We start from the raw sequence: 23,003 nt of genomic DNA, 5'->3' as shown, positions 1-23,003 counted from the left end.
TGCGTGATAGAAAACCCGATCCCCGGGTTTTCTTCATTCATCGGTGTTGAATCTACATTACGACATAAAGGAGGGAACCCCTGATGCAAACGTTACGAGGTGCGAAGCTGGCCATATTTATTGGTTTATTACCTGCCCTGGTCATCTATCTGGGGATCGCCATTGTACCGATTGGCGTGTCGCTGTACTACTCGTTAATGGACTGGAACGGCATCGGATCGATGAAGTTCGTTGGTCTGGATAATTTCGTGAAGATTCTGGGTGACGACATCTTCTGGCTGTCCGTCAAAAATAACGTCATCATTATGGTGACCGGCCTGATCGGCCAAATCCCGCTTGGGTTATTGCTCGCACTGTTGCTGAACCGCGGCCTGAAGGGCTCCGGGTTCTTTCGAACGGTAGGCTTTATGCCCGTCGTCATCTCCTCCGTCGTGGTGTCCTTGATTTGGGGCATGGTTTATAACACGGAATACGGGATGTTAAATAACCTGCTGGGCATCGTGGGTCTCGATAGCTGGAAGCAGAACTGGCTTGGTGACGATCGTTGGTCCATGCTGTCGATCAGTCTTGCGTATATCTGGCAGAACTGTGGACTATATATGGTTATTTTTCTGGCCGCATTGCAAAACATTCCCGATGAGGTCAACGAAGCTGCCGAGCTGGATGGGGCCACCGGGCTGAAACGCACCTTCCGTATTACGATCCCGATGATTCGCAGTACGCTGATGGTTGGGGTTGTCTATAGCATCAGTAACTCCTTCCGCGTTTTCGACTTGATTCAGATCTTGACGGGCGGCGGTCCGGCGCACCAAACCGAGGTCATGACCATCCATATGTGCAACAGCGCCTTTATGAATATGCGCTACGGATACGGCAGCGCAGTAGCGATCTTAATCCTGCTGTTCAGCTTGATCGTGATCTCGATTGTTAATCGCCTAGGCCGAGAAAAAGATGCCTAAGGAAAGGAGGGAATGGCCATGAGCATGAAGTCAGTAGGCTTCCGAATTTTGGCATACACTTTTTTAAGTCTATTCGCTATCATGAATATAGTCCCGCTGTTCTGGATGGTCGTTAACTCTTTCAAAAATGAACAGGAATACGCAGCCAGCCCGTTTTCGCTGCCGGAAGCCTTGCATTTTTCCAACTACGCAGAAGCGTGGCAAGTCGCGAATATGAATGTGTATTTTCTAAACAGTCTGTTTGTTACCTTTGCTTCATTAGCAGTCACCGTATTTTTAGGAGCCTTGGCCTCCTATTTCCTATCGCGGTTTCAATTTCGACTGCGCGGCATCACTTACGGCGTATTTCTGCTTGGCATGCTCGTGCCGATTCATGCAACATTGATTCCGATTTTTCTGATCATGCAGAAATTGCACTTGTTGGATACACATTTATCGTTGATTTTGCCGTATACGGCGTTCCACCTATCTTTAACGATCATTATTCTGGAGGGCTTCATGCGGGGATTCCCCAAAGACCTGGAGGAATCGGGCGTCATGGATGGCGCGGGTATTTTCCGAATCTTCTGGTCGATCATCCTCCCCATTACAAGACCTGCAATGGCTACCGTTATCATCCTCAACTTTATCTATAACTGGAATGAATATTTGTTCGCATTGGTATTAATCAGCTCGTCGGAGCTCAAGACGCTGCCGCTTGGCTTGGCCAACTTCGTCGGCATCGAAACGGCGAGTCTTACGTTGCAAATGGCAGCGCTGACGATGGCGCTGATTCCGATCATTATCTTCTATTTATTACTGCAAAAACAACTGGTTACCGGCATGACGGCAGGGGCTGTCAAAGGGTAACCGAGGTTCTCATAGGCATCATGACCGGACGGAGGCGAGTGCGATGGCAAGCTACAAAAGGTTTCTCGGCAGCTTTGGCTTAAAGCGAAAGGCGCTTGTCATTTTCCTCATCTTCGTGATTTTGCCGACGTTTGGCGTTGGCGTGGTCGTGCAAATTCAATTTAACGAGGTGCTGCGGGATCAGTTCATCAATTCCACGAAGCGGAACCTTGATAATGTCGCTGGCCAGCTTGGCGAGCAGACCAAAATGGTGGAGGATATCGCCAACTATTTGATTTTAAGTCCGGATATGCGTAACTTCCTGCGCACCTCCCCTCCGCTAAGCAGTGAACAACAAGCGGTACTGAAGCGGAACATTGAGGATTTCCTGACGTTTCAGCTGATGTCGAAGGGGTATATTCGTTCCATTGAGATTCACGGGTTTAACGGCAGTTCGATTGAAATGGGCGAGCCGTTTCGTGGCGACGAATCGAAATGGGAGGAGGCCGCCAAAGCTCGAAAAGGCGGGATTACCTGGACCGAAGGGTATACGTTGCATAGCGATTGGAACGGCGAGGTTCGGGTGTTGTCGATGTTCCGCATTCTCAACTCCTACAGTCAAATCACCCTACCGCTGGGAAGGTTGATTATTCGTCTGGATGAAGCGAGCATAGTGGGCTTGCTGGAGAAAGGGATCTTTAAGGACGGTGCTGGGAGCGTCTTTATCGTTGGCCCAGAAGGCCAGGTGATTTTAGGGACGACTCAACCGTTGCCGGAAGCCCTTCACCCGGATGCGTCGTTGCTGGACAAGCTGTCGTCCTCCGGAAAGGGAGATCTGACCTGCGAGGTGAAAGGTCAACGTTATTTAACTTTATATAAAAGTATGGAGAACACGGATTGGACACTGGTCGCCATGATTCCCGAAGCGAAGGTTTCTGAGGAGTTCCGCGGCATTAAAGTGACGATGCTGGTCATCCTGGCGGCGATTATGATGCTGGGCTTAACCGCGTTGATCGGCTTCCATTACACGATCATTCGCCCCATTTTGCGGTTGAAAAAAGAAACCAGCAAAGTCACCTACGGGGACTTTAACGCCCGGGTTCCGGTCAATTCCAATGACGAGATCTCCGAACTAAACCGCAAGTTTAACGAGATGGTCGCCACGATCCAACAACTGATTGAGCATAAATACAAGCTGGAGTTAAGGGAGCGGGAATCCGAGCTGAAGCTCCTGCAAAACCAGATGGATCCGCATTTTTTGTACAATACGCTGGATATGATTCGTTGGACGGCACGTTTGGAGCGGGCATCGAAATCGAGCCAACTGATCGAAATGCTGTCGAAATTTTTTCGCTCCAGCATGAATAATGGAAGCTACCAAACCACGCTGCGCAAAGAACTGGAATTTGCCCAATCTTATTTGTACCTGCAGCAGCGCAGGTTAGGTGAGAAGAAGCTGAAGTATTCCCTATTTATCGAGGCGGGCATAGAGGACGCCGTAACGTTGAAGGCTACGCTACAGCCATTAGTGGAGAATTTCATCAAGCACGGCCTGGACCGCAGCAAGCCGTATGGCGAGGTAAACGTACGCTGTTACGCCCGTCAAGGCGAAATTTGGGTGGACGTCATCGATAACGGCAAGGGAATGGATCCCGGTAAAGCTGAGGCGATCCGAAACGCGCTGGAGCGGCGAGGAGCCGGCGGAACCCGGGAAGGGGCCTTGCTAAACATCCATGAAAGACTAACGATTTTTTACGGACAGGAGTACGGTTTGGAAATTGTCGATACTTCGGCCGCAGGCACGTGGGTACGGCTTCGTTTCCCTATTGCCGAGCCCGGCCATCCGGGAGGTGAGCCCTATGAATCCTAATGTTCGAGTCATGAATGTAGCACCTGCTAATGCAGGTAAACTTGTGAAAATGCTGATTGTGGACATGAAGCTGTCATTTGCGAGGGGTTGCGTTATACGATCGATTGGTCGCAGCTAGGCGTGGAAGTCGTAGGTGAGGCGTATGATGGATTCGAAGCGCTGCGGCTCATTGAAGAGTACGGAGCCCAGCTGGTGCTGTCCGACATCCGCATGGACGGCATGGATGGGCTGGAACTGGCGAAGCAGGTACGGCAACGCTATCCTGAGGTGCAAATCGTCATTATCAGTGGTTATGAAGATTTCGAATATGCGCGCCAGGCGATCCGGGTCGGCGTAGGCGACTACTTGCTGAAGCCGGTAGATATTGAAGAATTGAGCTCTGTCGTGAAAAAAATCGTTGCCGCCATCCGCACCGGCGGCAAGGAAGAGAAGACGCGGGAGATCGAGTTGTGGCTGTCGGGCATGGCCCGGCACGGGATGGCGTTCGGCCAGGAGCCTCCGGCTTCGCTGAACGGCGCACAATTCCGCATTGCAGCGACTCAGCTAGCTGAATTCCACGAACATTTCGCCAATATGGAGGCGGAGAGATACGCAGCCGTTCAAGAGGCTTGGCTACACGGTTTGCAACGTGCTCTGGAAGGCAGTCCATTCCATGCCGTATCCGTCTTCGACCATGAAAACCTCAGCGGATCAAACGGATGCTTCACGTCCACGATCCGGTACAGAAGCGTGATCAGCGACATGAGCAGGTTATTGCTGAGCGTTTCGTATCCGAGCACTTGGGAGTCGCATTCCTGGAGCATTTCTGACAGGTAGCTCTCCACCTTGTAGGCGTATTTCTCGCACGGGATGACCGGGTCGACGGAGGCAGGCAGCAGCTGTCCCGGTGGTACGCCGTCGATATGCACGTTGCCAACGCCGCAGTAAATGACCTTAAACGGTTCAGTGCTGATTGAACGCTCTTCATGCGGGACGCCCGCATTATAGACAGCGACATCCCCGGGATGCACTTCATAGATTGTGCCGCCGATGCGGAATTCCCCGGGGCCTTCGACGATATAAAGGATCTCGCAATAGTCGTGGATCTGCGGCGGCGCGTAGAAGCGGCGCTCGTCGACGACCTGGCCGGCGTAGAGTAATTCGGGCGTTTTTTTGAAACGAAAACGGTCGCTTTTGCGATAAGGAATTTCGATTTTCGGCACGATGGGTTCCTCCCGAACATTGGATAGCTCCATTATAGCGGATGTGAGGCAGGATGGGAGGATTTTCTAGGAATAGGCAGATGCGGATATGCGGGAAGGTTCACTTTTTTGCGCTGTTGTGCGGGCAAGAGGGCAAAATAGTAGGTTCTCGAACGGGCGGAGTGAACTATAGAATGGGACTATAATTCATTGTCCAAGGAGGCAGATTGGCTATGGTTGAAAACGGTTACAGATGGCGGGACGGTTTCCCGAAGATCGGCATTCGTCCGACGATTGATGGCAGACGAAGAGGGGTACGCGAATCCCTGGAGGAGCAAACGATGAACTTGGCCAAGGCGGTGGCTCGGCTGCTAGAGGCGGAGCTCCGTTATCCGAACGGACAACCGGTAGAATGCGTGATTGCCGATACCTGCATCGGCGGCGTGGCCGAAGCGGCGGCAGCAGCGAAGAAATTCAAGGCGGCGGAGGTCGGGGTGTCCATCACCGTAACGCCGTGCTGGTGCTATGGCACGGAAACGATGGATACCGATCCGCAGATCCCGAAGGCGGTATGGGGCTTTAACGGCACTGGCCGACCGGGAGCGGTGTATTTGGCCGCCGTATTATCCGCCCATGCGCAAAAAGGGCTCCCGGCCTTTGGCATCTACGGCGAGGATGTGCAGGATGAAGGCGATGACCGGATTCCAGCCGACGTGCAAGAGAAGCTGCTGCGTTTTGCCCGCAGCGGACTGGCGGCCGCGATGATGCGTGATCGGGCGTATCTGTCGATGGGCTCGGTGTCGATGGGGATCGCCGGTTCGATGGTGAACGATGCCTTTTTCCAGGAATATCTGGGGATGCGCAACGAGTATATCGACATGACCGAGTTCACACGGCGGATGGAGGAAGGGATTTACGATCCCGAGGAATACCAAGTGGCGCTGGCTTGGGTGAAGCAGAACTGCCAAGAAGGTCCGGACAATAACCCGGCCCATTTGCAAACCTCGCGGGAGCGGAAAGACCTGGAATGGGAGACGGTCGTCAAAATGACGCTGATCACGCGCGACCTGATGATCGGCAACCCGCGCCTCGCAGAATTGGGCTACGAGGAGGAAGCGCAAGGCCATCATGCGATCGCCTCCGGCTTCCAGGGGCAACGCCAGTGGACGGATCATTTCCCGAACGGCGATTTCATGGAGACGATTCTCAACTCGTCGTTTGATTGGAACGGTACGCGTGCGCCATATATTGTGGCAACCGAAAATGACAGCCTCAACGGCGTTGGCATGCTGTTCGGCTATTTGCTGACGAATACGGCGCAAATTTTTGCCGATGTGCGGACGTACTGGAGCCCGGCATCCGTGGAGCGGGTGACCGGCTATAAGCTGGAGGGCCGGGCAGCATTCGGCATCCTGCACCTTATCAACTCCGGTTCGGCGGCGCTTGACGGCACCGGCGAGCAAATAAAAGACGGCGCTCCTGTCATCAAGCCGTTCTGGGAGATCAGCGAGGAAGAGGTCGGGCGCATGCTGCAAGCCACGCAGTTCCGGCCGGCTTCTCTGGAGTATTTCCGGGGCGGCGGTTTCTCCACCGACTACTTGACTCGCGGCGGCATGTCGATGACGATGACCCGGCTCAACTTGGTCAAAGGGCTTGGCCCGGTGCTGCAAATCGCCGAGGGCTATTCGGTGGACCTGCCGGAGCATGTGCATAATACGCTCGACAAGCGGACCGACCCGACGTGGCCGTCAACCTGGTTTGCACCCAATCTGACCGGCAGCGGCGCGTTTACCAGCGTCTACGACGTCATGGACCACTGGGGAGCGAACCACGGCGTCATCAGCTATGGCCATATCGGCGCCGACTTGATTACGCTGGCCTCGATCCTGCGCATTCCGGTCAGCATGCATAACGTGCCGAAGGAGAAGGTGTTCCGCCCAAGGGCTTGGGGCCTGTTCGGGACCGAGGATGCGGAGAGCGCCGACTTCCGGGCATGTGCTGCGTTTGGGCCGTTATACAAATAAACCATTACTCGGCATACAAGATACAAGCATCATAAAAAAAGGAGAACAACGCAATGCAAAACATGGAAACGCGCCAAGAACTGTGCAAATATGCCCGCAAAATCGTAGCGAGCGGGTTGGTTGTAGGGCCGGGCGGCAACATCAGCGCCCGGGCCGGCGACAAGATGTACTTGTCGCCCAGCGGCTTCGCGCTGGAGGAGATCGAGCCTGAGCAGTGGATCGAAGTGGATATCCCAACCGGGGAGGTGACCGATATCGGCCTGCGCCCGTCGTCCGAGGTGCTGATGCATCTTTACGGCTACCGCCAAAAGCCTGACATGGGAGCGATGGTGCATACGCACCCGGCCCATTGCATCGCTTTTACGCTGATTGAGCGAGAGTTGCCGATCATGTTCCCGGACCAGGCCGCATTGGTTGGACGAACGGCATTTATCCCTTATTTGATCCCAACCACGGAATTGCTGGCGAACGCAGTCACCGAGAAGGTGAATGAGGCGAGCTCGATTTTGCTGGGGAACCATGGGCTGGTGACGACAGGCCGAAATTTGCGGGAGGCCTACTACCGGACCCAGGTTGTGGAGGAGAGCGCGAAAATTTACTTAAGCGCGAAAGCGGCGGGAACGCTTGTCCCGTTAACGGATCAGGAGGTCGCAGATATCGCCGCACTTGAAAGCGAAGACTACCGGATTGCGCTGCTTCAAAAAATGAAGTGATCGGACGGTGAAAACGCATGTCATCGGAACAACAACACGTTCCTTGCGTCCTCGCGTTTGACTTGGGCGCGAGCAGCGGCCGGGCATTCATTGGCGAAATCCGTTCCGAAAGCCCGGATAACTCTACTGGTGCCACTGCTGATGCGCCCGGCGTTCGGAAGTTGCACATCACCGAGATCCACCGTTTCCCGAACGTTCCGGTTCAGATCGGCGGGCACCTGCATTGGGATACGCCGATGCTGCTGCGGGAGATCAAAACCGGCATTCGCAAAGCGTTCCAGGCCGGATATCGGCCGGAGAGCTGTGCCATCGACACCTGACACCTGGGGCGTCGATTTTGGCCTGTTGGATCGAAACGGCGAGCTGTTAGGCATCCCGTACCACTATCGGGATCGTCAAACCGAAGGGTTGGTCGAAGAGGTATCCGCCCTGGTTGGTGCGGAGCGATTGTTCCGCGAAAGCGGACTGCAGTTTATGCCTTTTAACACGTTATATCAGCTATATGCCATGAAAAAAGCCGGATCCCCCAAGCTCGACTTGGCCGAAACGCTGCTGTTGACGCCGGATCTGCTGAGCTATTTCCTGACCGGTCGGCGGGTCTGCGAATTTACGATGGCGACCACGACGGGGCTGTTCGACCCGGGGCGGGGCGCGTGGAACTCCGCGTTGATGGAGCAGCTGGGCATTCCAAGCACGATCTTCCCCGATCCGGTTCCCCCAGGGACCGTGATCGGGGAACTGACGGCGGAGGTGTGCGCCGAGCTTGATGTGCCGCCGATCAAAACAATCGCCGTCGCCTCGCACGACACGGAGTCCGCAGCGGCGGCGGTACCGGCAGATTCGCCGGCGTTCGCCTACCTTGTCAGCGGCACCTGGTCGCTGCTGGGGACGCAAATGGCGAAGCCCTTGCTGACGCCGGCGGTGCTGGAGCGGCAATTTTCCAACGAGGGCGGCGTAGACGGCACCTACCATTTGCTCAAAAACATCATGGGCCTATGGATCCTCCAGGAATGTAAACGCAAATGGGAGCAGGCCGGCGAAGCCTATACCTTCGCCGAGTTGGTGGAATTGGCGGAACGGGCCAAGCCGCTGCGCAGCTTGATCGATCCGGATGATCTGCGGTTTATGAATCCGGCTGACATGCCGGAAGAGATCCGGGCGTATTGCCGGGAAACCGGCCAGCCGGTGCCGGATTCGCCGGGGGCCTTCGCCCGCTGCATCCTCGAGAGCCTGGCACTCCGCTACCGCCAGGTGCTGGAGCAGGCCGAGGAGCTGACCGGCTCTCGATTTGCCGGGCTGCATATGGTGGGCGGCGGCATTCAAAACGAACTGCTCTGCCGCTTAACTGCGGAGGCGATCGGCCGTCCGGTATGGGCGGGACCGGTGGAGGCCAGCGCGATCGGCAACCTGCTGGTCCAGCTGCGGACCGGCGGCTGGCTTAAAGACCTGCAAGAAGGCCTGGAATTGGTGAAGGCTTCATTCCCGTTTCAAGTGTATGAGCCGAAGCAAGAGACAGAGCCGGAGAACGAGAAGCGCACAGCCCTCTGGGCTGCCGCTTACGAGCGATTCGAACGACTGGGGAGGTCGATCCCATGTTAAAGGGCATATCCAGCCTGCTTTCGCCGGAACTGCTAAAAATATTAATGGAGATGGGGCATTCGGACGAGATTGTGCTTGCTGACGGCAATTTTCCAGCCGCGAGCCATGCCCAGCGATTGATCCGTTGCGACGGCCACGGAATCCCCGATTTGCTGGAAGCGATCCTGCCGTTGTTCCCGCTCGACAGTTACGTGGACCATCCGGTCGCATTGATGGCGGTGATGCCCGGTGATCCGGTGGAAACACCAATCTGGGAGGAGTACCGAAGGATCGTAAGCCGTCACCATCCAGCGGCTCAGCCGTTTGAAGAGGTCGAGCGGTTCGCTTTTTACGAACGGGCCAAACAGGCGTATGCGATCGTCTCTACCGGGGAGAAGGCGTTATACGCTAACCTAATTCTGAAAAAAGGCGTTGTCACATTGTAAAGCTCATACTCGCAGGGGGCTGCCGAAAGGCATGCCCTCTTTTATCGTTGGATAAAAGCGTTTACAATAAAAGAGATTGCGGCCTTCTCAGGAAGAACGGGCGGGCTTCGAAGGAGAGGAGTGGATGGCAATGAGGTATACGGCATTGGTGACCGGCGCTGATTACGGCATCGGACTGGAATTGGTGCGCAAACTGCTGGAGGAAGGGCACCAAGTCTTTGCCGGGAGATTTAACCACAAGGAACAGGCGTTGCCGGAGCTGGCTTCAGCGTACGGAGAACAGTTGACCCTCGTGGATCTGGACGTGGGCAGCGATGCCAGCGTACAGGCAGCAGCAGCCAAAGTGAAGGAGCATACGGAATCGCTCGACCTGCTGATCAATAATGCGGCGATCTTGGGCGATATTGAAACGACGGTGCTTGGCGAACTGAACTTTGAAGAAATGCTGCAGGTATATAACGTGAACGCGCTCGGAAGCCTGCGTATGACAAATGCATTAATCGGGCTGATCCTGAACAGCAACGGTCGCACGATCGCCAATATCTCCTCGGAAGCAGGCAGCGTTGGCCAGTGCTACAGAGACAGCTGGTTCGCTTATACGATGTCGAAGGCGGCGGTGAATATGCACTCGAATGTCGTACATAACGGCATAAAAGCGCAAGGCGGACAAGTGCTGGTGCTGCATCCCGGTTGGGTGCAGACCTTTATGCGCGGCGAGAAGGATGCCGCGGCTCCCCTCACACCGGAGCAATCCGCTGGCAAACTGTGGGGCATCATCCGCGAGGCGATGGAACGGGAGGACAAACCTCTTGAGAAGCCCGTATTCCTCGATGTGGATGGACACGTTTTGCCGTGGTAGGTTTAGAGCCTTTTTTTCGTTCGTGAACTTATTCTATAAAAATGGAGGAATCAGCAATGGAATATACGTATTTGGGTCGTTCCGGTTTAAAAGTAAGCAAGCTGTGCCTGGGCACGATGAACTTCGGAGTGAACACCGACGAGAAGGAAGCGTTCCGAATCATGGATGCGGCGCTGGACGCGGGAGTGAACTTCTTCGATACGGCCAACATTTACGGATGGGGCAAGAACGCCGGAAAGACTGAAGAAATCATTGGCCGCTGGTTCGCCCAAGGGGGAGGACGCCGGGAAAAAGTCGTGCTGGCGACAAAAGTCCATGGCGATATGAGCGATCCTTTGGATGGTCCAAATAGTCCGGCAGGGTTGTCTTCCTACAAAATCCGCCGACATCTGGAAGGCTCGCTGCGCCGGCTGCAAACCGACCATATCGAGCTGTACCAAATGCATCACATTGACCGTAACGTATCCTGGGATGAACTGTGGGAAGCGTTCCAAATTGCGATTGTCCAAGGAAAAATCGGTTATGTCGGGTCCAGCAACTTTGCCGGTTGGGACTTGGTGAAGGCGCAATATGAGGCGAAGAATCGCCATATGCTTGGCCTGGTCTCGGAGCAGCATAAATATAATTTGCTCTGCCGATTACCGGAGCTGGAGGTGCTGCCGGCGGCGGAGCATCTCGGGATTGGCGTCGTGGCCTGGAGCCCGCTTGAAGGCGGCTTGCTGGGCGGCAACGCAGCGAAGAAGCTGGAGGGTTCGCGCACGGCCAACGACAACCGCTATGAGAAGTTCCGTTCGCAGCTTGAGGCGTTTTCGGCGCTTTGCCGGGAACTGGGCGAAAGCGAAGCGAACGTGGCGTTGGCTTGGACGCTGGCGCATCCGGCCATGACTGCACCGATCATCGGACCGCGTACATTCGAACAGTTCCAAGATACGCTCCGGGTGGTAGATATCAAGCTGGATGAAGCGGTGATGAAGCGATTGGATGCAATTTTCCCAGGCCCAGGCGGTGCAGCACCTCAAGCTTACGCTTGGTAAAAAAGGAGGGGGAGACAAGAGATGAGCCATGTGCGGAAACAAGCCTTGGTGATCGGGAATAACGCGGATGCGCCGTATCATCCGCTAAATGCCGTGCAGGAACGGTTACAGCAGATCCTGAAGGAGGATTTCGAGCTGACGGTCAGCCTGGACTACGACCAGTTGGCTGGAGACGCGCTGGAGAACTACGACCTCTGTATCTCGTACACCGACCGCTGGGAGGAGGCGGTTAGCGCAGAGCAGGCGGCGGGACTGCTCACTTACGTAGCGAACGGCGGCGGTCTGCTTGTCGTGCACAACGGAATTTCGCTGCAGGTGCGCCCGGAGCTGGCTCAACTGATCGGCGCTAAATTTACGGAGCATCCGCCTTACACAGAGCTGGAGTTTGGGGTGGCAGCTGACTTTGGGAATGCAAGCCATCCGGTTGTGGAGGGAATCGAGCCGTTTACGCTGGCAGAGGAGCCTTACCGCTTCGAATTTGATCCGTTTTGTGCCAAAAAGGTGCTGCTCACATACCGCCATGAGGGCCAGGAATGGCCGGCGGCTTGGGCGCATTCTTATGGACTTGGCAAAGTGGTGTTCCTGATGCCGGGGCATCATCTGCCTTCGTTCCAGCATCCAGAAGTGGCAAAGCTGCTGCGGGGCGGGGCCAAGTGGGCGGCAAAAGCAAAATAAGTTGAAAGAAGAACTGATCCTATAGCACTTCAGTTGCTTATGGGGATCAGTTCTTTTTTTTGATGGGAGAGGGTGGGGGAGGAGGTACTCGCTGCCGGTCTTTTTAACGATTATCCCGTTTAGACAGGTGAAGAACTCAGGGCTCCGTTCCCCATTCCCCGTTTCCCCCTGCTGGTTGCCCATTGCTCGTTGCCTGTTACCCGCTGCTCGTTGTCCGTTGCCCATACCACGTTCCCCGTCATCTACTGCCGATTCTCCGTTCCTCGCGGCCAACAACGATTCCTTCTCGGAAACTGAGCCTCCCGAGACCCTGAAATCCAGAGCTCCTGAGCGAGAGGGATAATGGTGCAAAAGAGGGGGCTATGGGGGGACAACAGAGGCAGAGAACAAAGTTAATTTTTTTGAAAGCGCTATACCCAAAACAACCCAAATCGTTTAAAATTAAAACAAACAAAAATAAAGAAAAAACCAAACAAAACAAAATGGAGGTAATCGAAGGGATTATGGTACAGCACTTATGGGACTCATCTAAAGCATCGGTTTTATCCTCGGGTTTGGAGCAGCTCGTCTACCGTTCGAATCTGCTTGGTGCAGATCGCCGGGTATGCAACTGGGGCGGCGGCAACACGTCAAGCAAAACAATCGAAAAGGACTTCCGCGGCAGGGACGTCGAGGTCATGTGGGTGAAGGGCAGCGGCTCGGATCTGGCGACGATGAAAGCGGGCAATTTCACCGGATTGCGCATGGACGATATCCGTCCGCTGTTTGAGCGGGAGGAAATGACAGATGAAGAGATGGTGGCTTATCTGGCGAATTGCATGATCGACGCCAAGCACCCTCGGGCATCGATTGAAACGCTGCTGCATGCATTTTTGCCGTTTAAGCATGTGGACCATACGCATCCGGATGCGATTATCAGCTTGTGCTGCTCCGACAACGGCCAAGACATTGCCCGGGAAATCTATGGCAACCGTTTCGTCTGGGTTCCCTACATCCGTCCAGGGTTCACGTTGTCCAAAATGATCGCCGAAGGTGTGTTGGCCAACCCCCATGCGGAGCTGGTACTGATGGAGAAGCATGGATTGGTGACCTGGGGTGAAACGCAGGAGGAGTGCTACGCCAAAACGATAGCCATTATCAATGAAGCGGAAGCGTATATTGAAGCAAAAAGCGCTGCTCAAGCCGAGGAAGGCCGCGTATTTGGCGGGCAATCTGCCAAGCCGTTGGAAGCTGAACAACGCCGGGCGATTGCTGCCGAGATCATGCCGCTGGTTCGGGGGCTGGCCAGTGGGGAGAAGCCGGTCATCGTGACGTTTGATGATGAGGCGGATGTGCTCGAATTCGTTTGCAGTCGGGATGCAGGCGAGCTATCGCAGGTTGGCGCCGCTTGTCCCGATCACTTGGTGCATACCAAGGTGGTGCCTTTGTTCATCGACTGGAAGCCGGATGCCGCCGATGTCGCCGGTTTGAAGGAGAAGCTGAAGGCAGGCACCGCGGAGTACAAAGCGCAGTACCAGGCTTATTTTGAACGCAACAAGCAGGCGAATGACGTGATGTTCGATGCAGCGCCGCGTGTGATTTTGATTCCTGGTATCGGCATGTTAAACACTGGAAAAAGTTGGGTGAACTCCAAGCTCAGCGGGGCGTTGTATCATCGGGCGATCGCGGTGATGAAAGGCGCGACGGCGATTGGCCGGTTCGTATCCCTCAGCGAAAACGAATCCTACAACGTTGAATATTGGCCGCTCGAGCTGTACAAATTGTCGCTGGCTCCGTTGGAAGCCGAATTTTCGCGCAAGGTTGCGTTTATCACTGGAGGCGCTGGCGGCATCGGAAGTGAAACGGCACGGCGACTGGCGGAAGAAGGGGCTCATGTCGTGCTGGCGGATCTCAATCTGGAAGGGGCGCAGAAGGTTGCGGCCGAAATCAACGCCAAATACGGGGAGAACCGGGCGCTGGCGGTGAAAATGGACGTGACGCAGGAGGAGCAGGTCGCGGCTGCTTATGCCGAAACGGCTTTGACCTATGGCGGCGTCGATATTATCGTCAACAATGCCGGTTTGGCCACGTCCAGTCCGTTCACCGAAACGTCGTTGCTGGAATGGAATTTGAATATGTCGGTGCTTGGAACAGGGTATTTTCTTGTCGCGCGGGAAGCGTTCAAGCTGATGAAGGAGCAGGGGCTTGGCGGAAGCATGGTGTTTATCGGCTCCAAAAACTCTGTTTATGCCGGCAAAAACGTCACAGCCTACAGCTCCGCCAAGGCACTGGAGGCTCATTTAGCCCGTTGTATTGCGGCAGAAGGCGGGGAGTTGGGCATTCGGGTGAATACGATTTTGCCGGATGCGATTTTGCAAGGCTCCGCGATTTGGAATTCCAATTGGCGGAACGAACGGGCTGCCGCTTATGGAATTGAGCCGGATCAACTGGAGGAGTATTACCGCAAGCGCACGACGCTGCTGGTCAATATTTATCCGCGGGATATCGCAGAAGGGGTTGCCTTTTTTGCATCGTCCAAGGCGGCGAAAACAACCGGCTGCATGCTGACGATTGACGGCGGCGTTCCGGCAGCTTTTGTAAGGTAAGGCAGAAATCTTTGCGAGTGAAGATTCGCTTCTGAGTTGGAGATCAAACCATGGGAGGTGCGAGGATGGAGCGGAGGAATCAAGCGGACACGATAACGGCAGCGGCTAAGACGGACATCAAAGTATCGATGTTCGCCACCTGCATCGGCGATGCGGTGTACCCGCGTATTGCGGAAGCAATGGCCCGTTTGTTGGCCCGGGTGGGGGTCCGGTTGGAATTCCCACAAGGTCAGACTTGCTGCGGCCAGCCGGCGTTTAACAGCGGGTATTGGGATGAAGCGCGGCGGTCGGCGGCTACGCTGCTGGAGGCTTTTGCGGACAGCGATTTTGTGATTGGACCTTCCGGCTCGTGTATCGGGATGATCCATCATTACCCGAAGTTGTTCGAGCACGACCCGGTGCGGCTGGCGATGGCTGAGGAACTGAAAGCGAAGTCGTATGAATTTACCCAGTTCCTCGTCCAGGTGCTGGGCGTTACCGATCTTGGGGCGGCGTTTCCGCATAAGGTCACGTATCATCCGTCCTGTCACGGCAGCCGGCTGCTTGGCATCAAAGAGGAGCCGATGGCGCTGCTGCAAAACGTCAAGGGCCTGGAGCTCGTCCCGCTCCCGTTTGCGGAGGATTGCTGCGGGTTCGGCGGAACGTTTGCGGTGAAGATGGCGGATATTTCCGGAGCGATGGTAGCGGAAAAGGCGGATCACGTGCTTGAAACGTCCGCCGAGGTGCTGACCGGTCTGGATATGGCCTGCCTGATGAACATCGCCGGTCATTTGCGTTACCGCCGCCAGCCGGTACGGGTCATGCACCTGGCCGAGCTGCTGTACGAGGGGGTGAGCGGGGCATGAGTACCGTTAAGGAACGTGCAGAGCTGGCGCTCAACAACGAATTTTTGCGCAAAGCGGTGCGCTTTACAACGGAGCGTCTACGGGACGGGAAACGCAAAGCGGCGGAGGACCATGGCAACTGGGAGGAATGGCGGGAACGGGGGCGGCAAATTCGCCTGCATACGATCGCGCATCTCGATTATTACTTGAATCGGTTTGCTGAGCAGGCCCGGGCGAACGGAGCCCATGTTCATTTTGCCGAAACGGGGGAGGAAGCGGTGCGGATCGCTTTGGAGATTGCCGTCCGCAAAACGGCCCGCTCGGTCGTGAAGTCGAAATCGATGGTCAGCGAAGAGCTGCACATCAACCGGACGCTGGAGGAAGCGGGCATCGAGGCGGTTGAAACCGACCTGGGGGAGTATATCATTCAGCTTGCGGGGGAGGCACCTTCGCATATCATCATCCCAGCGATTCACAAAAACCGTTACCAGATCGCCGAACTGCTATCCCGCGAGGCTGGGGAAGAGCTGCCGCCGGAGACGAGTGTACTTGCCGGGTTTGTGCGCCGGAAGCTGCGGGAGAAGTTTCTCTCCGCGGACATTGGCATGACCGGATGTAACTTCGCCATCGCTGAAACGGGATCGATCGTGCTGTTCGAGAACGAAGGCAATGCCCGCATGGTGTCGACCGTGCCCAAAACGCAAATCACGTTTATGGGCATGGAGCGCATCATCCCCTCCTGGAGCGACCTTGAGGTGATGGCCACACTGCTGCCGCGATCGGCCACCGGTCAGAAGCTGACGGTCTACATGTCCGGCATCACCGGCCCACGCCGTGCGGCGGATGGAGACGGTCCGGAGGAGATGCATATCATCATCCTCGACAACGGCCGGTCCGAGCAGCTGGGCGATCCGGAGTTTCAAGAGCTGCTCAACTGCATCCGCTGCGGCGCTTGCCTGAATGCTTGTCCGGTCTATCGCCATATCGGCGGCCATGCCTACGGCGGAACGTACAGCGGCCCGATCGGAGCGGTGCTGACGCCGGCGCTCAACAAAAACGTAGCGGAATGGGACGATATCGCTTCGGCCTCCAGCTTGTGCGGCGCTTGTTATGAAGCGTGCCCGGTCAAAATCCCGTTGCACGACATGCTCGTTTACTTGCGGCGGCGCAAGGTTGAGCAAGGTTATGGCAACAAGCTGGAGACGGCGGGGATGAAGGGCTTCGCCGCGGTGACGTCCAGCGCCAAACGGTATCATCGGGCACTTAAGGCGGGGAGAGTTGCCCAACGGCTTGTCGTACGCAACGGGGAAATCCCGGCGCGCATCGGTCCGCTTAAGGGGTGGAACCGATATCGTGTTGCGCCAAGCCTGGCGAACCAGCCGTTCCGCGAGCGCTGGGATACGCTTCAGCATGAGCTGCGGGCTTCCGTTGCCCACACCGTGACCGCCCAGGCAGCACAGGAACGGATGAAAGCGGCACTGCAAAAGCGGGGGAAAGAAGGTCAAACCAATGATGGATCACGAATATAACGAATGGCTGAAAACAAAGGAAGCGGAAGCGCGGCAGAAGCAGGAGCAGTTTATGAATCGGATTGCCGGGAAGCTGAAACGGCCGCGGCAGCAGGAGGCACCGGTGCATCCGTTTCAGGGAGCGCCAACGTATTGGCGCGAGCTGGAATGGAGTCTGGAGGAGCGAGCTGCGCGCTTTGAGGAGAATTTTACGGCAGCCGGGGGGCATGTTGCACGGCTTCCCGATCTTAAGGCGGCCAAGGCGTTTATCACGGCCAAAGCGCAAGAGCTTAGCGCCCGTTATGTCCTGCGCCAGGACGATCCGTTACTCACGGAGCTCGGGCTGGATGAGGCGCTTGCCGCCGAAGGGGCCCGGGTGTCCGTGTGGAACGGGCATCGTTCCGAGGCGTGGATCGCTCGGGCCGCAGAGGCGGACTTCGGCATCGTGGCGGCGGACTATGCCGTCGCTTACACCGGTTCGCTGGTCGTTCAGTCCGCGGCGGAGAAAGGGCGCTCGGTCAGCTTGCTGCCGACAGCGCTGTTCGCCATCGTCCCCGTAGAGCGGCTAAAAACCCGCCTGGGCGAGGTGCTGGAGACGTTTGATGCGGCCGGGCGAGAAGCCCTGCCGGCCGGCATCCACTTCATCTCCGGCCCCAGCCGTTCAGCGGATATTGAAAACGATCTCACGATTGGGGTGCACGGCCCGGGCATCGTGTTCGCCCTGCTGGTTGGTTAAGCCGAGAGAGGACATCGTGCGCTAATACAGGACTTCGATGTTCTTGCTTTGCAGCATCTCCAGCCAAGCATCCGAAGGGCGCTGGTCGGTGATTAAATAATCGATCTGCTCCCAATCGGCCAGCTTGATGAAGGCATTTTTGTCAAACTTCGTATGGTCCGCCAGCAAAATCACTTTGTCGGCATGGCGAAGCATATGCTTCTTCAACTCGCATTCCGGCTCATTGGAATCGGAGATGCCTTTGTCCGGCGTCATGCCTTTGCAGCTGATCACCGCGGTGTCAACGTTGTATTTCTGCACCGTTTCCTGGGCGGCGGGACCGACCAGCGACAGGGAACGGGCGCGCAGCGAACCGCCGGTGGAGATGATGTTCAGGTTCGCGCTGGCAAATTCGTGGAGGACGCTGACAGAATTGGTGATGACGGTGATGTTGTTCTTCGAATGCAGCGTCTTCAAAAATTCAAAGCAAGTCGAGCTGGGATCCACCATCAGCGTGTCACCGTCGTTCACCAGATCGATGGCCTTCAGCGCGATAGCCCGCTTGATCTCCACGTTCAGCGTGTTCCGCGTCGTATACGGCAAATCTTCGTTCGTATGCCGGTTGAGCATCGCACCGCCGTAGGAACGGGTCGCGATTCCTTCTTTCTCGAGCTTTTCCAAGTCACGGCGGATGGTCTCCTCCGTTACTTCGAACATCCGGCTGAGTTCGGACACCAGAACACGCTTGTCCTGATACAGCAGGTCGATGATTTTTTGCTTGCGTTCTGCCGCCAGCATGGCGTTCACCTCGGGATCCGTTCTTATTGTCAAGACGCGAGAGCCTTGATTCCTTCCCATCATAGCGAGAAAAAGGGGCGCTTGGCAACCGGTTTTGAGGAAGCGGGCAGGTGCGGCGAATGGAGTTTCTTCACGGAATAGACAAAAACAAAAGAAAAACAACATAATATTTCTTTGTTTTCGTTGACTTCAAAAGAAAACAGACATAGGATGAAATTAGGAACAGGCAGCATTCCAGAGCGAGGTGCGCTTAGCGATGAGAGATTACGTTGCCGTGGATATCGGCGCCTCCAGCGGGAGGCTGGTAAGGGGAAGCCTGCAGGACGGACAATTGTTGCTGCAGGAAATCCACCGGTTTGATAACGGGTTTTCTGAGCGTGACGGGCATTGTTATTGGGATATCGACCATTTGTACCGGGAAATTCTCCGCGGCCTGCAACAGGCGAAAAAACTCGGAATCGGCCGTTGCACGCTGGGCATCGATACGTGGGCGGTGGATTATGCGCTGCTGGACGGGGAAGGAGAGCGGATCGGCGAGGTGTACGCTTATCGTGATGCCCGGACGATCGAGGCGGTCCCCCAGCTACACGCGGTTATCCCGTTTTCACGGATCTATGAGAAAACCGGGATTCAGCACTTGGCCTTTAATACGCTGTATCAGTTATATGCGCACGATCGTGAGGAGCTGGCGAAGGCCAAGCACATCTTGCTTGTGCCGGATTATCTCTATTATTTGTTGTCCGGGAAGCGGATCAGCGAGATGACCAACGCCTCAACTACCGCTTTGTTGAATCTGCAAACCCGCGACTACGACCCGGAATTGCTCGCGCTGCTGGGGCTGTCCCGGTCGAAGTTTCCGGCTCTGACGGAGCCCGGGACGCGGCTGGGGTCAATCAAATTGGAGCTGGTCCGGGAGTATGGGCTGCCCGAATGCGAGCTGATCGTGGCGGCAACGCATGATACGGCTTCCGCCGTGCTGGGCGTTCCGGCCAGCGGCGATTCGTGGGCATATCTCAGCAGCGGGACCTGGTCGCTGATCGGGGGAGAGCGGCAGACGCCGCTGGCAACGCCGGAAGCGATGGAGCGCAATTATACGAATGAATGGGGCGCGTACGGCACGTACCGTTTTTTGAAAAACATCATGGGCATGTGGCTGATCCAAGAGGTCCGCAAGGATTACGGAAAACAGCACAGCTATGCGGAATTGGTGGAACTGGCCGAGGCCGTGACGCCGTTCCGTTCCTTGATCAACTGCAACGATGACCGTTTCCTAAATCCTGCGCAGATGACCGAAGAAATCCGGCAGTATTGCAAGGAGACGAGTCAGCCCGTTCCGGATATGCCGGGTGAGGTGGCGAGGTGTATTTTTGACAGCTTGGCCTTATCGTACGATGTTTACCTGCGGGAACTTGAACGGCTGACCGGACAAAAGCCGGAGACGCTTCACATCGTCGGCGGCGGCGCCAACAATGAGCTGCTGTGCCAATGGACCGCGGACGTGGCGGGCATTCCGGTAGAAGCCGGGCCAACGGAGTCCACGGCGCTGGGGAATCTGTTGGTGCAGATGATCAGCAGCGGCGCGATTCGCGATATCGGCGAGGGGCGTGAGCTGATTCGGCGGTCTTTTCCGATTCGGACGTATGTTCCTCGGGGGACTCATGCCGGTGAGATTGCAGAGGCACAAAAACGGTTCGCGGATTTGCTGGCGCGGTGACGATTGGATCGACGATTAGAGTATTGGGCGGATAGATAGATTAGTTATGCCAAAGGAGGAGCAAACATGGACAACGCGATTCAAACCAGCTACAACGAGGCGAAAAAGCTGTATGAGCGCCATGGAATTGACGTCGACGCCGCGCTGGCCCGGCTGGCTCAAATCAAAATTTCGCTGCATTGCTGGCAGGGGGATGACGTTAAGGGATTCCTTCATAAGGATCAGGAGCTGGGCGGCGGCCTGGCGGTTACCGGCAGTTATCCAGGCCGTGCGCGGACGCCGGACGAACTGCGTCAAGACTTGGACCAAGCGCTTCGCTTGATTCCGGGTCAACATAAGGTCAACCTTCACGCGATTTACGCGGATACGGATGAACCGGTTGAGCTGGACGCGCTGGAGCCGAGGCATTTTGCCGGTTGGGTCGATTGGGCGAAGGAGCGGGGGCTGGGGCTGGATTTTAACCCGACCTGTTTCTCGCACGAAAAAGCCAAGGACGGGTTTACGCTCAGCCATCCGGACCCGGAAATTCGCAAGTTTTGGATCGACCACTGCAAGGCGTCGCGCAAAATCGCTGAATCGTTTGGGCGGGCGCTTGGGCAGCCTTGCGTCACCAACGTCTGGATCCCGGACGGCTTCAAGGATTCGCCGGTGGATCGGCTTACGCCGCGGGCCCGTTTGATGGAGGCGCTTGATGAAGTTTTTGCCGAGCAGATCGACGAAAAGTACAACATTGACGCGGTGGAGAGCAAGCTGTTTGGCATCGGCTCGGAAAGTTATGTCGTTGGCTCGCATGAATTTTACATGGGCTATGCGTTGTCCCGGGGCAAGGCGGTCTGCTTCGACGCCGGCCATTTCCATCCGACGGAGACGATCTCCAACAAGCTGTCCTCCTGGCTGTTGTTTGGCCGCGCACTGCTGTTGCACGTCAGCCGTCCGGTGCGCTGGGACAGCGATCACGTTGTGACGATGGACGAAGAGCTGCTGGAAATCGCCCGCGAGTTGGTGCGCGGGGAGCTGCTGGATCGCACACATATCGGTCTCGATTTCTTCGATGGCAGCATCAATCATATCGCGGCTTGGGTCATCGGAACGCGCAACACCCAAAAAGCGCTGCTGCGAGCGATGCTGGAGCCGATTGACACATTGAAGCGGCTGGAACTGGACGGCGACTACACGTCCCGGCTGGCGTTGGTCGAAGAGTTTAAATCGTATCCGTACGGAGCGATTTGGGATTACTTCTGCGCTTCGCAAGGTGTGCCGGTGCGGGAGGCGTGGCTGGCAGACGTGAAAGACTACGAGACGAAGGTGCTGGCGGCGCGGTAACGAAAGCACCCGCATTTTTTAAGCATTATATACTTGAGTAAGGAGAGGAACCTACTGTGAGTACGATGTTATCGGAAGTGGAGAAAGGTTGGCGGATCCCGGGATTGGAAGTCCCGTTTATCCGGGAGATGGCGGAAATCACGTACCATATGTGGCGGCTGGGCTGGGATGAGCGCAACGGAGGCAACATCAGCTATCTGCTCCATGAGGCGGAGGTAGAAAAATATATAGGAACCGCCTCTGCTTCGGAGCGTCGAAAGCTGCCGCTGACGTTTCCGGTGAAGGAGCTGGCGGGACGATATTTTATCGTGACGGGCTCGGGCAAGTATTTCAAAAATGTGATCTCTGATCCGGAGGCGAACTTGGGCGTGCTGCGAGTGGCTGAGGACGGCGACCAAGTCGAGGTGCTGTGGGGCCTTCGGGATGGGGCGGTACCCACTAGCGAGTTGCCGGCGCATTTCATGAGCCATATCGAGCGTTTGAAGGTGGACCCGGCGCACCGGGTCATCATGCACTGCCACGCCACTCATGCGCTGGCGATGACGTTTGTCCATGAGCTGGACGAGAAAAAGCTGACGAAAACGCTGTGGGAAATGTGCACGGAATGTCTCGTGGTGTTCCCCGACGGTATCGGGATCGTGCCGTGGATGGTGCCCGGCAGCCCGGACATCGGGCGGGCGACGGCCGAGAAGATGCGCGAGCACCGAGTCGTGATTTGGCCGCAGCACGGGATTTTTGGCACTGGTACGACGATCGACGAAGCGTTTGGCTTGATCGAGACAGTGGAGAAGGCTGCGCAGATCTACATGCTGCTTGGCGACCGCCCGGTGCTGCAAAAGATCACCGACGCTCAGCTGCGCGACCTGGCCGCCGCGTTTGGCGTGACCCCGCAGCCGGGGATTTTGAGCTAACGGGTGGAAGAGCAGAAGCTAGGGGCAAAGGATAATAAACGGAGCTGTAAGTGGTGAACAAGTAGGATAGTGATAGGGAGTTAGAATAGAGGAGAGAACTAAAGTAGAAATGTACAGAGAACGAAAACGGACTCCCGTTGCATGGGGGCTGTTTTTGTGCGTGATGAGGCTGCCTCGAAAGGAACTTGATGGTAACGGACACAGGGGACGTTATTCAAGCCAATTTGAAGGATTTTTCAATTTAACGGACCGAGGGGCCTTTATTTCGCATAAATAGCAGCTATATGGGCTCCGTGAGGCTGAATAAAGTCCATGGAGTCCGTTACAACGGGAAATATCCGGGTAATGGGCAAATAAGGTCTTTTAGGTCCGTTTTGTGCCGGCCCCAGTTCTTTGATGAGTTTGCGCAGCGCTGCCGGTGTATGGGGATGCTCCCGTAATAGCGGGGGGACTGCCCA

The 23,003-nt window shown here is 56.0% G+C and carries 21 protein-coding genes and 1 pseudogene; 19 read left to right on the top strand and 3 right to left on the bottom strand.

The window, feature by feature from the left end; translation table 11 throughout:
* Positions 1-83 precede the first annotated feature (83 nt).
* The 4 genes and pseudogenes from POTG_RS07615 to POTG_RS25135 all read left to right on the top strand — a co-directional run.
* Positions 84-959 (top strand): carbohydrate ABC transporter permease, encoded by an 876-nt coding sequence (locus POTG_RS07615; protein WP_009224247.1) that lies wholly within the window; start codon positions 84-86, stop codon positions 957-959.
* A gap of 12 nt (positions 960-971) precedes the next feature.
* Positions 972-1,808: a carbohydrate ABC transporter permease gene (locus POTG_RS07610; RefSeq protein WP_009224246.1), complete on the top strand. Its 837-nt coding sequence runs from the start codon at positions 972-974 to the stop codon at positions 1,806-1,808.
* A 43-nt stretch (positions 1,809-1,851) separates the two neighbouring features.
* A complete protein-coding gene (locus POTG_RS07605; protein ID WP_009224245.1) occupies positions 1,852-3,657 on the top strand; it encodes a cache domain-containing sensor histidine kinase in 1,806 nt (601 codons plus the stop codon).
* A gap of 75 nt (positions 3,658-3,732) precedes the next feature.
* Positions 3,733-4,032: pseudogene (locus POTG_RS25135) on the top strand (response regulator); the annotation flags it as partial.
* A gap of 224 nt (positions 4,033-4,256) precedes the next feature.
* Here the strand turns inward: POTG_RS25135 and POTG_RS25130 are convergent.
* Positions 4,257-4,892 (bottom strand): cupin domain-containing protein, encoded by a 636-nt coding sequence (locus POTG_RS25130; RefSeq protein WP_009224243.1) that lies wholly within the window; start codon positions 4,890-4,892, stop codon positions 4,257-4,259.
* 179 nt (positions 4,893-5,071) lie between these two features.
* Here POTG_RS25130 and POTG_RS07595 point away from each other — a divergent pair, with 179 nt between their 5' ends.
* From POTG_RS07595 to POTG_RS07545, 12 genes are all read left to right on the top strand, one after another.
* Positions 5,072-6,862 (top strand): L-fucose isomerase, encoded by a 1,791-nt coding sequence (locus POTG_RS07595; RefSeq protein WP_036644646.1) that lies wholly within the window; start codon positions 5,072-5,074, stop codon positions 6,860-6,862.
* Positions 6,863-6,915: 53 nt separating this feature from the next.
* Entirely contained in the window at positions 6,916-7,575 is a 660-nt protein-coding gene (locus POTG_RS07590) for a class II aldolase/adducin family protein (RefSeq protein ID WP_009224241.1), read from the top strand.
* Between the two features lie 17 nt (positions 7,576-7,592).
* Positions 7,593-7,895: a hypothetical protein gene (locus POTG_RS25325; RefSeq protein ID WP_412836726.1), complete on the top strand. Its 303-nt coding sequence runs from the start codon at positions 7,593-7,595 to the stop codon at positions 7,893-7,895.
* Positions 7,879-9,174, top strand: a complete 1,296-nt coding sequence (locus POTG_RS07585; RefSeq protein ID WP_442852585.1) for a rhamnulokinase — start codon at positions 7,879-7,881, stop codon at positions 9,172-9,174. The genes POTG_RS25325 and POTG_RS07585 overlap by 17 nt, the downstream gene beginning before the upstream one ends.
* Positions 9,168-9,599: an L-fucose mutarotase gene (gene fucU, locus POTG_RS07580; RefSeq protein WP_009224239.1), complete on the top strand. Its 432-nt coding sequence runs from the start codon at positions 9,168-9,170 to the stop codon at positions 9,597-9,599. The genes POTG_RS07585 and fucU overlap by 7 nt, the downstream gene beginning before the upstream one ends.
* A 124-nt stretch (positions 9,600-9,723) precedes the next feature.
* The gene (locus POTG_RS07575; RefSeq protein ID WP_009224238.1) at positions 9,724-10,458 is read left to right on the top strand and encodes an SDR family NAD(P)-dependent oxidoreductase; all 735 of its coding nucleotides are present in this window, start codon (positions 9,724-9,726) and stop codon (positions 10,456-10,458) included.
* 56 nt (positions 10,459-10,514) lie between these two features.
* On the top strand, positions 10,515-11,492 hold the full coding sequence (locus POTG_RS07570) for an aldo/keto reductase (RefSeq protein WP_009224237.1): 978 nt from the start codon (positions 10,515-10,517) through the stop codon (positions 11,490-11,492).
* A gap of 21 nt (positions 11,493-11,513) precedes the next feature.
* Positions 11,514-12,167 (top strand): ThuA domain-containing protein, encoded by a 654-nt coding sequence (locus POTG_RS07565; RefSeq protein ID WP_009224236.1) that lies wholly within the window; start codon positions 11,514-11,516, stop codon positions 12,165-12,167.
* A gap of 503 nt (positions 12,168-12,670) precedes the next feature.
* Positions 12,671-14,752 carry a bifunctional rhamnulose-1-phosphate aldolase/short-chain dehydrogenase gene (locus POTG_RS07560; RefSeq protein WP_009224235.1) on the top strand — a complete coding sequence of 694 codons (2,082 nt, stop codon included), beginning with the start codon at positions 12,671-12,673 and terminating at the stop codon, positions 14,750-14,752.
* Positions 14,753-14,868: 116 nt separating this feature from the next.
* Positions 14,869-15,597: a (Fe-S)-binding protein gene (locus POTG_RS07555; RefSeq protein WP_036644777.1), complete on the top strand. Its 729-nt coding sequence runs from the start codon at positions 14,869-14,871 to the stop codon at positions 15,595-15,597.
* Complete coding sequence (locus POTG_RS07550; RefSeq protein ID WP_009224233.1) at positions 15,594-17,105, top strand: LutB/LldF family L-lactate oxidation iron-sulfur protein; 1,512 nt, start codon at positions 15,594-15,596, stop codon at positions 17,103-17,105. The genes POTG_RS07555 and POTG_RS07550 overlap by 4 nt, the downstream gene beginning before the upstream one ends.
* Entirely contained in the window at positions 17,089-17,820 is a 732-nt protein-coding gene (locus POTG_RS07545; protein ID WP_009224232.1) for a LutC/YkgG family protein, read from the top strand. The genes POTG_RS07550 and POTG_RS07545 overlap by 17 nt, the downstream gene beginning before the upstream one ends.
* A 21-nt stretch (positions 17,821-17,841) precedes the next feature.
* Here POTG_RS07545 and POTG_RS07540 read toward each other — a convergent pair whose 3' ends face one another.
* Entirely contained in the window at positions 17,842-18,597 is a 756-nt protein-coding gene (locus tag POTG_RS07540; protein ID WP_036644643.1) for a DeoR/GlpR family DNA-binding transcription regulator, read from the bottom strand.
* 256 nt (positions 18,598-18,853) lie between these two features.
* Here POTG_RS07540 and rhaB point away from each other — a divergent pair, with 256 nt between their 5' ends.
* The 3 genes from rhaB to rhaD all read left to right on the top strand — a co-directional run bounded on the left by rhaB (position 18,854) and on the right by rhaD (position 22,545).
* Positions 18,854-20,311: a rhamnulokinase gene (gene rhaB, locus POTG_RS07535; RefSeq protein WP_036644641.1), complete on the top strand. Its 1,458-nt coding sequence runs from the start codon at positions 18,854-18,856 to the stop codon at positions 20,309-20,311.
* Between the two features lie 66 nt (positions 20,312-20,377).
* Positions 20,378-21,634, top strand: a complete 1,257-nt coding sequence (gene rhaA / locus POTG_RS07530; RefSeq protein ID WP_009224228.1) for an L-rhamnose isomerase — start codon at positions 20,378-20,380, stop codon at positions 21,632-21,634.
* Between the two features lie 65 nt (positions 21,635-21,699).
* Entirely contained in the window at positions 21,700-22,545 is an 846-nt protein-coding gene (rhaD, locus tag POTG_RS07525; protein ID WP_397376616.1) for a rhamnulose-1-phosphate aldolase, read from the top strand.
* Between the two features lie 260 nt (positions 22,546-22,805).
* Here the strand turns inward: rhaD and POTG_RS24690 are convergent.
* Positions 22,806-23,003 (bottom strand): hypothetical protein (locus POTG_RS24690; RefSeq protein WP_232282247.1); only part of this gene is annotated, 198 nt, incomplete at its 5' end.

The organism is Paenibacillus sp. oral taxon 786 str. D14, assembly GCF_000159955.1.
GTDB lineage: Bacteria > Bacillota > Bacilli > Paenibacillales > Paenibacillaceae > Fontibacillus > Fontibacillus phoenicis.
The sequence above is the reverse complement of the archived record's forward strand: the minus strand, read 5'-3'. Positions and strand labels throughout refer to the sequence as shown.